Consider the following 14,810-nt stretch of genomic DNA (forward strand, 5'->3'; position numbering starts at 1 on the left):
GCGCTCACCTTTGCCTCGCGCGGCGTCCGCTCATCGGTGGTGCGGGTCTCTCCGACCGTTCACGGCGAGGGGGACTACGCCTGGGTACCTACCTTGGTCGCCACCGCCCGCGCCAAGGGCGTCTCCGGCTACCTCGGCGACACCGCCTATCGCTGGCCGGCGGTCCACCGCCTTGACATCGCACGGCTGTTCCGCCTGGCCGTCGAGAAGGCACCGGCCGGATCGGTGCTGCACGGCATCGCGGAGGAGGGCGTCGCGCTCCGCGACATCGCCGAGGTGATCGGCCGCCACCTCGACCTGCCGGTGACCCCGGTGGCCCCCGAGGCCGCGGCTGAGCATTTCGGCTGGCTGAGCCCCTTCATGAGCCTCGACGCCCGGGTGTCGAACACCCTGACCCGTGAACTGCTGGACTGGCAGCCGACCCGCCCCGGCCTGCTCGAAGATCTCGAGAAGGGCCACTACTTCCACACCCCTCACTAAGCCCGCCGCCTACACTGGGCTGATGGCGCCAGAGCTGAGCCTGCGCGACACCAACGGCATTCTCCGCCGGGGATCCACAGTGCGACCAATGCGGTCCAGTGCAGGTCTCGGCTGGGAGCGGCTGTATGTCTCCGCGCAGTCCGAGCAGCCGTACCAAGCCAGTTTCGACGCCGCCGGGACACATGTCCTGATTCTTCATCTCGATGGTCCGGTTCGGGTCGTCCGTGGTGAAGGCAAGGCCGCCAAGGCACGGCGGATCCCCGCCGGCGGGCTGTTCTTGCACCCCGCCGGGCGGGAACTCACCGTCGAACTCGGCGGCAGGCTGGACACGATCCACGCCTACCTCTCGGACACGCTGCTGCAAGAAGCCGCCGGTGGGGAAAGCCCGATCGAGCTCGCCGAGGAGCTCGGCAGCGCGGACCAGCTCATCGAGCAGCTGATGCTCTCGCTCGACAGCACGTTGCGGCAGTGGGAGCCCTCCGCGCTGACCTATCTCGACCATCTCAGCACGTTGCTCGCCGCCCATCTGGCGCGCCGCCACAGCGTCGTAAGCGTTGTCCCGCAACCGATCGCCGGGCTGTCCCCACGCCAGTTCGACGCCGTGCGCGAGCTGATGGACCAGCGGCTCGCCGACCCGGTCCCGCTCGCCGAGCTGGCGGGCGCGGCGGCGTTGAGCGTCAGCCAGTTCGCGCGCCAGTTCAAGGTCCGCACCGGTGAGAGCCCGCACCGGTTCCTGATGCGCCTGCGGCTCGACCAGGCCTGCCGGCTTCTGCGCACGGGAACCCTGTCGATCGCGGAAATCGCGCTGCGCTGCGGGTTCTCCCACCAAGAACACCTGACCCGCGTGATGCGCGCGCAACTCGCCACCACCCCCGGCGCCATCCGCCGCTCGACCTAACCCACGCCCAGGGAATGTGTCGACATATTCCCCGGGGGCGCGCGTTTTGTGCAGGGGGACGCGTGGTTCGTGCAGGACACCTTGCCGGCCGCACGCTGATACTCGGTGGATGCGGAATTTCAGCTATGCCACGAACCCGGCCAGGGTCGTCTTCGGTTCGGGCACTTCGGCGCGCGTACGGGAAGAGGTCGAGCGACTGGGCCGCTCGCGGGTCCTGCTGCTGGCGAGTCCGCAGCTATCCGACGCCGCGGCGCGGGTCGCCGGCGTGCTCGGCCCGCTGGTCGTGGCCCGGTTCGACGACGCCGCGATGCACACTCCGGTCGGGGTGACCGAGCAGGCGCTGGCCGTGCTGCGCGAGCACGACGTCGACTGCGTCGTCGCCATCGGCGGCGGTTCGACCACTGGGCTCGCCAAGGCGCTGGCGCTGCGCACCGGCGTCGACCAGGTCATCCTGCCCACGACGTACGCCGGTTCCGAGGTGACCCCGGTGCTCGGCGAGACGGCCGGCGGCGTCAAGACCACGCAGTCCTCACCGGAGATCCTGCCGGAAACCGTCATCTACGACGTCGACTTCACGCTGAACTTCCCGGTGCCGCTGTCGGTCGCGAGCGGCGTCAACGCGCTCGCCCACGCGGTGGAAGCCTTGTACTCGCCCGACGCCAACCCGGTGATCGACGCGATGGCGCTGGAAGCCATCGGCGGCATCGCCCGCGCGCTGCCCAAGGTCGTCGCCGATCCGTCCGATGTGGACGCCCGTGGTGAGCTGCTGCAGGGCGCTTGGCTGGCGGGAACCTGCCTGGGCGCGGTCGGGATGGGCCTGCACCACAAGCTTTGTCACACCCTCGGCGGCTCGTTCGGCTTGCCGCACGCGGAAACCCACACCGTCGTCCTGCCGCATGCCATGGCGTACAACGCTTCCGCGGTCCCGGACGTCATGCGCCGGATCGCCGAGGCGCTCGGTGTCAACGACGCGCCGTCGGGTGTCTACGACCTCATCGAGTCGGTGCACGGCCCGCTTTCGTTGCGGGAACTGGGGATGAAGGCCGAAGACCTCGACAAGGCCGTCGAACTCGCGACCGCGAAGCCGTATCCCAACCCGCGTGAGCTCACCACGCCCGGGATCGCCGAACTGCTGGACAACGCGTGGCACGGCCGCCGTCCCGCCGATTCGCCGCTCGCCGACCTGAGCAAGCTCACCGAGCAGGTCGTCGCCAGCTTCGAGGCAGCTCCCGGCAAGCGCGTCGGCCATCTGCTGTCCGACCTCGTGCGGCACCTGCACCACTTCGCGATCGGCAACGACCTGACCGAAGCCGAGTGGATGCACGGCATCGAGTTCCTCACCCGTACCGGCCAGATCTCCGACGACAAGCGGCAGGAGTTCATCCTGCTCTCGGACACCCTTGGGGTGTCGAGTGTCGTGGACCTGATGACCAACTCGCGCACACCCGGCACCACGCCGTCGGCGGTCCTCGGGCCGTTCTACGTCGAAGGCCCGCCGCCCGCCGAGCACGGTTCCGACCTGGCAGCGGGCCTGCCCGGCACCCCGCTGTGGGCCGACGTCCGCATCACCGGACCCGACGGCGAACCCGTACCGGACGCGGTCGTCGACGTCTGGCAGTCCAATGAGGACGGTTTCTACGACGTCCAGCTGCCCGACCTCGACGGCCCGGTCCTGCGTGCCCGGTTCCACACCGATGCCAAGGGCGGCTTGACGTTCTGGTCGATCGTGCCGGTCGCGTACCCGATCCCGAGTGACGGCCCGGTCGGCAAGATGCTCGACGCGGTGAGCCGCCACCCGTACCGCGCGCCGCACGTCCATTTCATGATCAGCGCCCCCGGCTACCAGCGGCTCGTCACGCAGCTGTTCGTCGGCGGCGCCGACTACCTCGACTCCGACACCGTGTTCGGCGTCAAGGACCGCCTGATCATCGACTTCGCCACCCAGGACGGCCCGACACCCGACGGCCGGGTCGTCGACGGTGAGTGGCGCAAGCTCGACTTCACCTTCCGTATCGCCAAGAACTGACTGGGAGTCCACGATGGACAGTTATGACACCGACGTCCTGGTGGTCGGCAGTGGACCGGCAGGCGGCTCGGCCGCGCTGCTCCTGGCCACCTACGGCGTGAACACCATGCTGGTCAGCAAATACGGCTGGGTCGCGAACACGCCTCGCGCGCACATCACCAACCAGCGCACGATGGAAGTGTTGCGGGACTTGGGTTTGGAGGCCGAGGCGCTTTCCGACGGTACGCCGTCGGCGCTGATGGGCGACACGGTCCTGTGCACCGCGCTGGCGGGTGAGGAGATCGGCCGGATCCGCACGTGGGGCACCGGCCCGCAGTCGGCGAGCGAGTACTCCGTCGCGAGCCCGTGCGAAATGATCGACCTGCCGCAGACCTATCTCGAACCGATCCTGGTCACCAACGCCGCCGCCCGCGGCGCGAAGGTCCGCTTCGACACCGAGTTCCTGAGCTTCACCCAGGACGAAAACGGCGTCACCGCGCTGCTCCGCGACCGGCTTCGAGGCGACGAGTACACTGTCCGGGCGCGCTACCTGATCGGCGCGGACGGCGGCCGCAGCATCGTCGCCGAGCAGCTCGGCCTGCCCATCGCGGGGGAGTCGGGCAAAGCGGGCAGCATGAACATCGTCTTCAAGGCGGATCTCTCGGAGTACGTCGCGCACCGCCCGAGCGTTCTCTATTGGGTGATGCGGCCCGGCGCCCATATGGGTGGCATCGGCATGGGTTTGGTCCGGATGATCCGGCCGTGGAACGAGTGGCTGCTCACCTGGGGCTACGACATCGACCAGCCCACGCCCGAGGTCGACGAGGAGGCCGCGCGTGCGATCGTGCACGACCTCGTCGGCGACCCGGCGATCCCGGTCGAGATCACCTCGATTTCACTGTGGACGGTAAACCAGAGCTACGCGACGCAGTACTCGTCCGGGCGTGTCTTCTGCGCCGGGGACGCCGTGCACCGGCACCCGCCGTCCAACGGCCTCGGCTCGAACACCTCGGTCCAGGATTCGTACAACCTGGCGTGGAAGCTCGCGATGGTCATCCGCGGCCAGGCGGGTCCGGCGCTGCTGGAGACCTACAGCGCGGAACGGGCGCCGGTCGGCAAGCAGATCGTCGACCGGGCGAACCTGAGCCGGGACCAGTTCGGGCCCATCTTCGAGGCACTCGGCATCGCTGGTGGTGGCGACGACGAAGGCATCGTCGCCGGGCTCGCGGCCTGCCGGACGGAAGACGCCGAGGGCGCCAAACGCCGCCGCGCGCTGGAGGAAGCCATCCAGCTCAAGCATTACGAGTTCAACGCGCACGGCGTCGAGCTGAACCAGCGGTACGCCTCCACCGCGGTGCTCGACGACGGCACGCCCGCCGAGGAGTGGCCGCGGGATCGCGAGCTGTACCACCAGGCGTCGACCCGCCCGGGCGCCAAGCTGCCGCACGCGTGGCTCGTCGGCGCGGACGGGCACCGGCTGTCGACAGTGGACCTGGTCGGACGCGGTTCCTTCACGCTGCTGACCGGCCTGTCCGGTAAGGACTGGGACGCCGCCGCCGATCGCTGCCGCGAGACGCTCGACGTGCCGCTGCGAGTGGTCCACATCGGCAATGCCGAGGCACGTGACGCCTATGGCGAGTGGAGCCGACTTTCGGAAATCGCGGAGGACGGCTGCCTGCTCGTTCGCCCGGACGGGTACATCGCACACCGCTGGCCGTCCACACCGGACAGCCTCGACGCGGTCCGTGACGTTCTCACGACCGTGCTCACCACCGTCTGACCGAATCGGGTCCTTAATGGATCTCGAGTGTCGGTCCGGCGCGCAGATCGATCACAAAGGAGTTGCGACTTCTCACTATCGGGTGAGCTTGGTGCTTGGTCCCTATCGGTTTTTCCCTCAGCTCTCTTCACTGATCGTCCAAGGGTGTCAAGGAACCCGGCACTCACGACAGGACCCTGTGAAGGGGGATTCTCATGCGAAGCGTCACACTGAGGCGACTCGGACTCACCGGAGCGATGCTCGCGGCCGGTCTGCTCGTCGGATCGGTCCCCGCACTGGCGGAGCCGAACACCGGTGTCGCCGGGCTCGGCTCGGCGAGTTTCGTCAAGAACGACACGACGATCACCGTGCCACCGCAGGCTTCCTGCGACGTCGACTCCGGTCCGTCGGTGGTGACGACCGGCGTCGTCACGCAGACAGGCATCAAGTTCGGCGGCGGAACGGCCACCTGCAACAGAACCGTGGTCGACCCGGAGAACGACGTCTCCACCACGAAGTCCGAAGCACTGGGCAAGAACTTCGAACTCTCGGCGCTCGTGTCCGCCGGTGGCCCTCGCGTCAAGCTCACGGGCTACAAGGCGACTTGCACGGGAACGCAGGGACAGACGAGCGCGGGCTGGGGTGTCAACGGCCTGAGCGGGCTCACCGGGCTGCCCAACCCGATCCCGTCCGGCTATGTGCACGAGGTCAAGAAGGGCGCGAAACTGCTGGCCACCATCACCTTCGGCGAGTTCGTGACCACCCCGGAGGACGGCACCATCGCGTTGACCGCGCTGCACTTCCGCTTCCAGCCGGACTCGGCGATCACCGGTGAAGTCGTTCTCGGCACGGCTTCCTGCGGACCCACGCCGTAAGAGTTACAAGCTGTGTCTGTGACAAGCTGTGTCTATTACAAGATAAGCACTGCTGTGTAAGGAAATCACACGGTCGGGTTGCGCGGTGCGGTCTTCGTTGACAGCGATGGGAGCGCTCGCCACCCTGGGTGGAGTGCCTCTCAGACCGCGCTCCCTCCGGCCGTTCCGCCAAGCCCCGCCCCAGAAAGTCGAAATCCCCGAACAAGCGCGGCTCCGCGTCCCCGTGGACGAACTGATCGACTTCGCCACCAACGTCTTCCTCGCCCACGACGTACCCGAGTCGCGGGCCCGCCTTTCCGCCGAGGCGCTGTGTTACGGCGACCTCACCGGAAGACCGAACGCCGGACTCGCCACCCTCGCCCGTACCTATCTGCCGCTGTTCGAAGGCGGACAGGTCCGGCCGAGAGCGGAACCGCTGGTCATCGCGGACCGTGGTGCGGCCGCGTTGCTGGACGGACGTCGTGCGCTCGGCCTGTGGGCCGTCAGCGACGCGATGGACAGAGCGGTCGCGCGGGCCGGGCGCCACGGCGTCGGACTGGTGTCGATGCGCGGGGTCAGCGCGTTCGGCCTCGCCAGCCATCACGCGGGAAGAGCACTGCAGCACGGCATGATCGGCCTGGTCCTCGCCACCGGCGGCGAGGAGAACCCGTCCCGTGAAGGCGTGAACCCGCTGGGCATGGCGGCTCCGGCCGGGGCGTACCCGGCGTTCGTGTTCGATATGGACGCCGAAGACCTGTCCGTGGACACGGTCCCGGCGGCCGCGGGTCTCATGCTGCTGGTGGAGGTGTTCGCCGGGCTGCTGTCCGGGGTCGCCGACCACGATCACGACACCGGCGTCCTCGTGCTGGCCATCGCACCGACCACCCTGCGCAGCGCGGACGGCTTCTACCGCGCCGCGAGCGCCCTGTTCGGCAGTGTGCTCGGGTGGGACGCCGGCACTCCTGTCCGGTACCCGGGCTGGAAAGAGGCCGAGCACGCCGAGCAGTGCCGCGCGCTGGGTGTCCCGCTCGACGCGTACCTCTACCGGCAGCTGGCGGGTCTCGCCGGTCGCCTCGGCCTGCTGATGCCGAACCCGACGGATTGACTTGTCGCCATCTGTCGACAGATGGCGACAAGTCAAACAGCCGCTCGCGCGGTGGACTGCCGGACGATCAGCTCCACGTCCAAAATGGCCGGTGCGGGAATGGGGTGCCCGGCGAGCAGGCTCAAGGTGAGTTCGCCCGCCAGGCGCCCCTTTCCGACGAGGTCCTGGCGGATCGTGGTCAGCGGCGGGTCCGCCCAGCGCGCGCCGGCGGTGTCGTCGAAGCCCACCACGGAAAGATCCGCGGGCACGGTCAGCCCGAGTTGTTTCGCGACCGAAAGCGTCGCCATCGCCAGTTCGTCCGACATGCACAGGATCGCGGTCAGGTTGTTCTCTTCGAGCAGCCCGCGGGCGCTGGCCATCGCGTGCTCGCGGGAGAAGTCCGCGGTTTCCCAAATGGACACCTGATCGGCGGCGATTCCGGCGTCCGCGAGCGTGTCGAGGTAGCCGGCGAGCCGTTCACGGTTGCCGTGGAACCTGCTGTTCGCGGCTTCGGCGGCGCTCAGCGGCCCGCAGCGGGACACGGGAAGGCATTGGGCGGAAAGGATTCCGAACCGCCGGTGCCCGAGCTCGAGCAGATGCCGGGCCGCGGCGGCGGCGCCTCCGCGATCGTCCAAACGCACCAACGCCGAATCCGGCGTCACAGGCTGGTCGATGACCACCAATGGCAGGCCACGGTCCTTTACGGCCTGGATGGCCGAGGCGCCGTCCGCCAGCGCGTACGCGACGGCGATGTCCGCCTGCGCGGCCAGCACCCTGTCGGCCCTAGGTCCGCCGTCTTGGCCGCCTGGCAACAAAAGCAGTGAATGACCCGCCGAGTCCACTTCGGCCGCGAGCGCGTCGAGCGTGATGGACAGTGCGGGATCGGAGAAAGCCACGGAAAGCCCGGCGTCGAGCATGAACGCCACCACCCCCGTGCGGTTGGTGGCGAGGCTTCTGGCGCTGGGATTCGGGCCGGTGTAGCCGAGCTGTTTCGCCTGGCGGAGCACCTCTTCGCGCAGTTCCGCGGAGAGCTGGTCCGGCCGGTTGTACGCATTGGACACCGTGGCCCGCGAGACGCCGACGGCCTTCGCGACATCGTCCAACGTCGGCTTCCCGCGCCGTGAGCTGCTCACCGGGCCAGTCTATGGCTGTGTGAGCACACAAACGGTGCTGGTCAAACAAAAAACGGGTGAGCCTGAACCCGAAAGTTCAGACTCACCCGTTCTCAGTTTGTCTGGCAACCCGAAAACGGGTGCTTAGACGGCGCGAACGCCCTGGGCCTGCGGGCCCTTCTGGCCCTGGCCGACCTCGAACTCAACGCGCTGGCCCTCTTCGAGGGACTTGAAGCCGTTGCCCTGAATCTCCGAGTAGTGCACGAAGACGTCAGCGCCGCCACCGTCCTGCTCGATGAAGCCGAAGCCTTTTTCGCCGTTAAACCACTTCACGGTACCCTGCGTCACGCTATTAACTCCCTGTAATGCAAGCCGACACCTCAAGTCGAGGAGTGCCGGTCTGGGGTTGACCCTACTGCCAATGGGCCGGTTGTGCCGCATCCGAGGTGCATGACACTAATGGCCGCCACCCGTGTGGGTGAGGTTTTTAGGGGGTTTCCGCTGGTAGATCGGCCGACTAGATTTTAGAAACTGTTTTGCCGCGCAGCCTCCCCGGGCGGGTTGGAGCGATCTTGTGGAGTTCAAAGTCCTCGGTCCGCTGGCCGCTTCGGTGAATTTGCCCTCCGCGGGGCAGCCTCGTCGCCTGCTGTCGGTCCTGCTGGCCAAACCGAACGAGTTCGTGCACCGCGACGCCCTCGTCGACGAGCTCTGGCCGGAGGGCGCGCCGTCGAGCGCGGCGGCGATCGTGCAGGTCACAGTGTCGAAACTGCGGAAAGTGCTCTCGCCCGGGCTGGAACCCGGCGGCGCCGAGCAGCGCCTGCGCAGCGGTCCGCTCGGCTACCGGCTGACCGTCGGGGCGGGCGAGCTCGACGCCGCCGAATTCCTCTCGCTGGCCGCCGCCGCGGGCACGACGACCGACCTCGAACAGCGCCATGACCTGCTGGAAGGCGCGCTGAAGCGGTGGCGAGGCCCCGCGTTCGACGACGTCACGGGCGGCCCGCTCGTCGAGGCGCACAAGGTCTGGCTCAACGACCGGCGCTGGTCGGTGTTCCGCAAGGCCATCGCGATCGACCTCGAACGCGGGCGGCATCGCACGGTGGTCGACAGGCTCGCGCTGGTGGTCGCCGAGCGGCCCACCGACGAGCAGCTGATCGCGCAGCTCGCCGTCGCGCTGGACCGCTGCGGACGGCGAGATGCCGCGCTGGAATCCCTGCGGCGAGCACGTCAGGCGCTATGGGAACAGGCCGGCGTCCGCCCCGGCCCGGAACTTTTCACCCTTTATCGCCGGATCGCGGGTCGCGAATGGACCACTGGCGGCCCTCCGGCGCAGCTACCGGCACCGATGCCCGACTTCTTCGGCCGCGCGTGCCTGCTCGCCGAACTCGCCGCTCTGCGCGGTCCGGCGCCGGTCGTCCTGCACGGGCCCGGCGGTGCCGGGAAGACGTCCTTGGCCGTGCGAGCCGCCCGGCGCGCCCGCAAGCGCTTCCCGGACGGCCAGTTCATCGCGGAGCTCCGAGGGCCCGATGGGACGCCTGCGGAGCCACGAGACGTGCTTACGCACTTCCTCGTCGCGCTCGGCGTCGCCAGGGAGGACCTTCCCGGTGATCTCGGCGAGCTCGCGGCGCTCTGGCGCAGCCACACGCAGGGCCGGCGCGTCTCTGTGCTGCTCGACGACGCCGTGTCGGAGCGGCAGGTGCGCCCGCTGCTGCCGGGCGGCTCCGGCTGCGCGGTGCTGGTGACGTCCCGGCGAAGGCTGCTGGGACTGGCGGGCGCACGGGCGGTCGAGGTCGCGGGCCTCGACGCGCAGGAGGCGTTCGAGCTGCTCAGCGCCATCGCGGGGCGCGATCGGCTGCTCGCCGAACCGGAAGCGGTGACCCGGCTGGTGAACCGGTGTCAAGGACTGGCGCTCGCGCTGCGGGTCGCCGGGACGAAGCTCGCGCAGCGGCCGCATCTGCTGGTTTCCGAGCTCGCCGACCGCCTTGACGGCGAGCAACGGCTGGACGAGCTGACCGCCGGGGACGTCAGTGTCCGGGCCACGATCGCGACGAGCGTGTGGGACTGTTCGCCGCCGGAACGCGACGCATTGCGCTTGCTCGGTGCGCTGGACCTGCGCGAGGTGACCGAATGGTCGGCCGCGGCGCTGCTCGACCTGCCGATCCCGGCCGCCCGCGACCTGCTGGACACGCTCGCCGACGCGCATCTGCTGCGGGTCGCCGGCCGCGATCAGCTGGACTTCGTGCGCTACGAGCTGCACGACTTCGTGCGGCTGTACGTCCGCGAGCGGCCCATCACCGGCCACATGGCGATCCGGCGCGTGCTGACCGCGTACTTGGCGGCAGCCGAGCACGTCGTTTCCCTGCTCGACCGCGGCCCGGACGCGCCCGGCTCGCTCGAACCGGTGTTGGCGGACCGCGTCCGTACGGACCCGATCGGCTGGCGGGACGCGGAACTCGAGAACGTGGCCGTCGCGGTCCGGATGGCCAGCGCGCACAGCTGGTACGGGCTCACCGAGCGGCTTTCCGCCGCGTACTCGGCGCTCGCGGACGTGCAGCTGACCGGCCAGTCCGCCCACGTCGTATCCGTGCTCGGGCTGGCGGCGGCGCGGCGGCTGCCGGACCAGCCTGGCGCGGCCGTGAAGCTGCTCGGCCTCGGTGCGCTGCACTGGGAACACGGCCGGTCCCGCCGCGCGCGGCACTACTTCGTGATGGCCGAGGCCCGCTTTCGCGAGCTGGACGACCCGCGGGGTACGGGAGCCGCGCTGATCGCGCTCGCCGACGTCGACGCGGAGATCGGCGACGGTTCCCGCGCGATCCATGCCCTCTGGCAGGCGCTGGACCTGCTGCGTGAGTGCGGCGACATCCGCGGCCAGTCCATCGCGTCGTACCAGCTCGGCTCGCTGCTCGACGACCTCGGCGACGTGCGGGGCGCGGGGGAGAACTTCGAGATCAGCATGCTGCTGGCCGAGCGCTGCGGCGGGGGGCGCCAATACGACCAGGCCGCCAAGCGCTACGCCGACGTCCTGCGCCGGCACGGCCACCACGACGAGGCCCAGCTGCTGCTCGCGGACGCGCTGGACGGCGCGGTGCGCTCGCACGAACGGCACTGGGAGGCGCATGTCCTGCGCAGCCTCGGCGATCTGCACACCGAGGTCGGCGAACCGGGGGAGAGCCGACGGTGTCTGGCCCGTTCGCTCGAACTTTTCACCCAGCTGGGGCATCAGCACGCGGCCGCGTACACCCATCGCAGCCTCGCCGAAGCCAGTCTCGCGGCCGATCCATCACTCGCGGAATGGCACCTGCGCACGGCGATGACGACGTTCCGCGAGCTGCGGGACCGGCGCGGCGCGGGCTACGCGATGCTGAGCCTCGGCCGGATCCGGGGCCGGACCGGCGACGTTTCCGCCGCGGCCAAGAGCCTCACCACCGCTGCCGACGTCTTCCGCGAACTGGGCTTCCCGCTATGGGAACTAAGAGCCCTCTCGGAGCTCCCCGGCCTGGAAAGCGACAGTTCACCCAGCCGTGAGCGAACTCGTGAAGCATTGACAAAGATCAGGATCGGCGCGCCGACGAGATAGCTCCCGCGGCGACGGCGTTTAGCGAAGTTATGGGGCTCTGGGTTTGGCTTCCGCGCGATCGGTAGTCAGACACGGGAGAGGCAACCCATGCGTGTACATCAGGTGCTTTCGCGGGCAGCCATCGGCACCGCGGCCATCGCGGCGACGCTGTTGTTCGCCACGGCGGGTGAGGCGTCCGCCGTCACCAAGCTGAGCCAGTCGGCGGCGGCGTCGCAACTGGGCGCGGCCGGCATCACCCACTCGTCGAGCGGCGGCTGCACCACCCGGTCCAACTCGACGTGCACGTCGTACGAGCAGATCAACACCAGCACCGTCAACCAGGCCATCACGCTGCGGAACTCCAGCGGCTGCGCGATCAACATCACCGGCGGCACCGAGGTCGGCCACGCGTCGGGCACCTACAGCCACTACAACGGCTACAAGATCGACATCTCACACAACGCCTGCAACGACAACTACATCAAGAACAGCTTCTCCTACATCGGCCTGCGCGGCGACGGCTACCCACAGTGGAAGTCGGCGGCCGGCAACCTCTACTGCGACGAGGGAAACCACTGGGACATCACGTACTTCTGAGTCCTGGGGGTGAGGCGTGGTGGGCGCGCGAGGGCTGTCCACCACGCCTTGTCCAATTTCAGAAAAGATCAAGAGATTTCAGATTTTGAGCAAGATCGCCCGCTCGGCCACCGTCCAGGCTGTGGTGGTCAGCAGATAGACCCCGGCTGCCAGCGGCACGAACGCCGTCGCCAGCACGGTCCCGTACGGCAGGAACCGCATGAGCTTGCCGCCAGGCACCTCGGGCGAGCCGGAGCGCTCCATCATCTTCGCTTGCCAGCGCGACGAAAACCACGTCACGACGGCGAGCAGAACCGCGAGACCGATGAAGACGGGCCCATGGAAGTGATCACCCAGCGGTGTCCCGAAAAGCGACCCCGCCAGCAGCGAGTTCGGCTCGCCGTGGACCAAGGTCGAGGAGAACAACTGGTACATGATCATGAAAAACGGGATCTGCAGCAGCATCGGCAGGCAACCCTGCCGGCCGCGGGCCGCGGCTTTGCTCAGCGGTAACAGGAGAAGCCGGACAAGCACGGTGAATCCGACGATGGCCAGCGCGCCACTGAGCTGACCGGTCAAGGGTTGGCTCAGTGAAGCGAACCAGGTGACGATGTGTTGGGCCCCGGAAACGGGCAGGTCAAGGAAACCGAACATGGGCAGCACTCCGACTCGAGTCGAAAGGGTTCGAGGACAGGCGAAGTGGCTGCGCGGGTTTCTTTGCTGAAGCGCCTACGCAGCCAAGCTGCGAAGGCCGGGGGCTCGTGGCCGTTTGCGCCCGGGCGCGTTGGGATCTCTCAGTCGTAAGAAAGCCGCACGACGGGACCGTTCGCGCAACGCGACCGCACGACCCCGTACCGGCGACGTCAGCAGATCCAGCTGACCCGCATGCGCGTGACTGACCACGAGGACGACGACCAGCGTCACCGCCAACGCCGACGCGATGAACAGCAGGCCGCTCGTTGACGCGATCGCGGGAAGCAGGAACGTGAACAATGACGCGAAGTCCACGCTGATCCCCTTCCCTCGCCGGTGCTCTCAGCGTACCTGGTTGCGGTTGTGGGGCGGTGGGGCTATACTTCGGAATCAGACCTGTGGACGCTGGCTGTTTCTGCCGCCCCGGTCAATCCCTTCGAAGTCCAGGTTCGGGTGTTCTAAATCCCAGGCCTCCTTCGTTCCTTGTGGCGCTCTCGCCACTCCCTTTTCAGGAGAATCATCATGTCTGTAATTTCTGTATCTTCCGGCGGAATCCTTGATATCCGGGATAATTCCGCCTTCCTGCAAGCCGGCTACCTGGCCGGCCCCAACGACGTCAAGCTGCCGATGTCGTTCGTCCGAAAGCACGGCCTGCGCCGTGGCGACGAAATCACCGGCACGGAATCACATGTCGACACCGTCAACGGCGCCGACCCGAAACTCGCCTTCTCCCGTCCGGAATTCGACAAGCTCACGCCGCTGCATCCCGACGAACGGATGTTCCTCGAGACCGAGCCGCATTTGCTCACCACTCGGGTGATCGATCTGATCATGCCTGTCGGCAAGGGGCAGCGGGCGCTGATCTTCGCCCCGCCCAAGGCGGGGAAAACCTCTGTCCTGCAAGCGATCGCGAAAGGCGTGTCGACCAACTACCCGAAGTCCCACCTGATGGTGGTGCTCATCGACGAACGGCCCGAAGAGGTCACCGACATGCGCCGGTCCATCGACGGCGAAGTCATCGCTTCCACGTTCGACCGGCCGCCGGTGGAACACACTGCCATCGCCGAACTCGCCATCGAGCGGGCCAAACGGCTTGTGGAGGCAGGGGAGGACGTCGTGGTGTTGCTTGACTCCATCACACGACTGGGCCGGGCGTACAACCTGACTTCCAAGGTTTCGAGCCGGATTCTGTCCGGTGGGGTGGATGCGGCCGCGTTGCATCCGCTGAAGCGGCTGCTGGGGGCCGCTCGTAATGTCGAGGGTGGTGGGTCGTTGACCATCTTCGCCACGGCGATGGTCGAGACCGGGTCCACTGCGGACACTGTGTTCTTCGAGGAGTTGAAGAGCACTGGGAACGCTGAGCTCAAGCTGGATCGCCGGATCGCTGAGCGTCGGGTGTTTCCGGCGGTGGATCTGCTTCCTTCCGGTACTCGGAAGGAGGAGTTGCTGATGGGGGCTCAGGAGTTGGCTGCTGTGGCTGGGCTGCGGCGGGCTATGCCTGGGGTTGAGCAGTTGCTGGGGGAGCTGCGTAAGACCGGTAGTAATGCCGAGTTTTTGATGCGGGTTGCTGGGGCTGTGTCCCGTGTTCCTGTGGCTGCTTGAGTTTTACGACTTGCCTGGCTGAGTTTCAGGCGGTGGGGTCGTGAGTGGCTACAAGTGTTCTATTGATGGGTAAGGCAAATGTGGCGTGTTCAATCTGCGGCGTAGCGGACTTCTTGTTTGCCGAAGAACGCTTTCACCCTGCCGGGCTGGTTCTGACGGCGGCGTAGATGGGTCCGGGCCTCCTCGGCGAGTTC

The 14,810-nt window shown here is 67.9% G+C and carries 12 protein-coding genes and 1 pseudogene; 9 read left to right on the forward strand and 4 right to left on the reverse strand.

Annotated elements, in window-relative coordinates; all coding sequences use genetic code 11:
* The 6 genes and pseudogenes from VGP60_RS16935 to VGP60_RS16960 all read left to right on the forward strand — a co-directional run.
* Positions 1 to 480: pseudogene (locus tag VGP60_RS16935) on the forward strand (3-beta hydroxysteroid dehydrogenase); the annotation flags it as partial.
* 22 nt (positions 481 to 502) lie between these two features.
* Complete coding sequence (locus tag VGP60_RS16940; protein ID WP_327548970.1) at positions 503 to 1,378, forward strand: AraC family transcriptional regulator; 876 nt, start codon at positions 503 to 505, stop codon at positions 1,376 to 1,378.
* Between the two features lie 109 nt (positions 1,379 to 1,487).
* The gene (locus VGP60_RS16945) at positions 1,488 to 3,404 is read left to right on the forward strand and encodes a maleylacetate reductase and hydroxyquinol 1,2-dioxygenase domain-containing protein (protein WP_327548971.1); all 1,917 of its coding nucleotides are present in this window, start codon (positions 1,488 to 1,490) and stop codon (positions 3,402 to 3,404) included.
* Positions 3,405 to 3,417: 13 nt separating this feature from the next.
* Positions 3,418 to 5,163, forward strand: a complete 1,746-nt coding sequence (locus VGP60_RS16950; RefSeq protein WP_327548972.1) for an FAD-dependent monooxygenase — start codon at positions 3,418 to 3,420, stop codon at positions 5,161 to 5,163.
* A 194-nt stretch (positions 5,164 to 5,357) separates the two neighbouring features.
* Positions 5,358 to 6,017, forward strand: coding sequence for a hypothetical protein (locus VGP60_RS16955; protein WP_327548973.1), 660 nt, complete (start codon positions 5,358 to 5,360; stop codon positions 6,015 to 6,017).
* A 133-nt stretch (positions 6,018 to 6,150) separates the two neighbouring features.
* The gene (locus VGP60_RS16960) at positions 6,151 to 7,101 is read left to right on the forward strand and encodes an Ldh family oxidoreductase (RefSeq protein ID WP_327548974.1); all 951 of its coding nucleotides are present in this window, start codon (positions 6,151 to 6,153) and stop codon (positions 7,099 to 7,101) included.
* Between the two features lie 32 nt (positions 7,102 to 7,133).
* Here the strand turns inward: VGP60_RS16960 and VGP60_RS16965 are convergent, their stop codons facing one another.
* Positions 7,134 to 8,213, reverse strand: coding sequence for a LacI family DNA-binding transcriptional regulator (locus VGP60_RS16965; RefSeq protein WP_327548975.1), 1,080 nt, complete (start codon positions 8,211 to 8,213; stop codon positions 7,134 to 7,136).
* Between the two features lie 123 nt (positions 8,214 to 8,336).
* Positions 8,337 to 8,540, reverse strand: a complete 204-nt coding sequence (locus VGP60_RS16970) for a cold-shock protein (protein ID WP_327548976.1) — start codon at positions 8,538 to 8,540, stop codon at positions 8,337 to 8,339.
* Positions 8,541 to 8,766: 226 nt separating this feature from the next.
* Between VGP60_RS16970 and VGP60_RS16975 the strand changes: the two genes are divergently transcribed.
* Together VGP60_RS16975 and VGP60_RS16980 are read left to right on the forward strand one after the other, a co-directional pair.
* Entirely contained in the window at positions 8,767 to 11,766 is a 3,000-nt protein-coding gene (locus VGP60_RS16975; RefSeq protein ID WP_327548977.1) for an AfsR/SARP family transcriptional regulator, read from the forward strand.
* Positions 11,767 to 11,853: 87 nt separating this feature from the next.
* Complete coding sequence (locus tag VGP60_RS16980) at positions 11,854 to 12,342, forward strand: hypothetical protein (RefSeq protein WP_327548978.1); 489 nt, start codon at positions 11,854 to 11,856, stop codon at positions 12,340 to 12,342.
* A gap of 78 nt (positions 12,343 to 12,420) precedes the next feature.
* Here VGP60_RS16980 and VGP60_RS16985 read toward each other — a convergent pair whose 3' ends face one another.
* Together VGP60_RS16985 and VGP60_RS16990 are read right to left on the reverse strand one after the other, a co-directional pair.
* The gene (locus VGP60_RS16985) at positions 12,421 to 12,975 is read right to left on the reverse strand and encodes a YidC/Oxa1 family membrane protein insertase (protein ID WP_327548979.1); all 555 of its coding nucleotides are present in this window, start codon (positions 12,973 to 12,975) and stop codon (positions 12,421 to 12,423) included.
* Between the two features lie 75 nt (positions 12,976 to 13,050).
* A complete protein-coding gene (locus VGP60_RS16990; protein ID WP_327548980.1) occupies positions 13,051 to 13,329 on the reverse strand; it encodes a DUF6412 domain-containing protein in 279 nt (92 codons plus the stop codon).
* Between the two features lie 168 nt (positions 13,330 to 13,497).
* Between VGP60_RS16990 and rho the strand changes: the two genes are divergently transcribed.
* A complete protein-coding gene (gene rho / locus VGP60_RS16995) occupies positions 13,498 to 14,616 on the forward strand; it encodes a transcription termination factor Rho (protein ID WP_327548981.1) in 1,119 nt (372 codons plus the stop codon).
* Positions 14,617 to 14,810: the final 194 nt, after the last annotated feature.

Origin of the sequence: Amycolatopsis sp. (assembly GCF_036008905.1) — a bacterium.
Lineage (GTDB): Bacteria > Actinomycetota > Actinomycetes > Mycobacteriales > Pseudonocardiaceae > Amycolatopsis.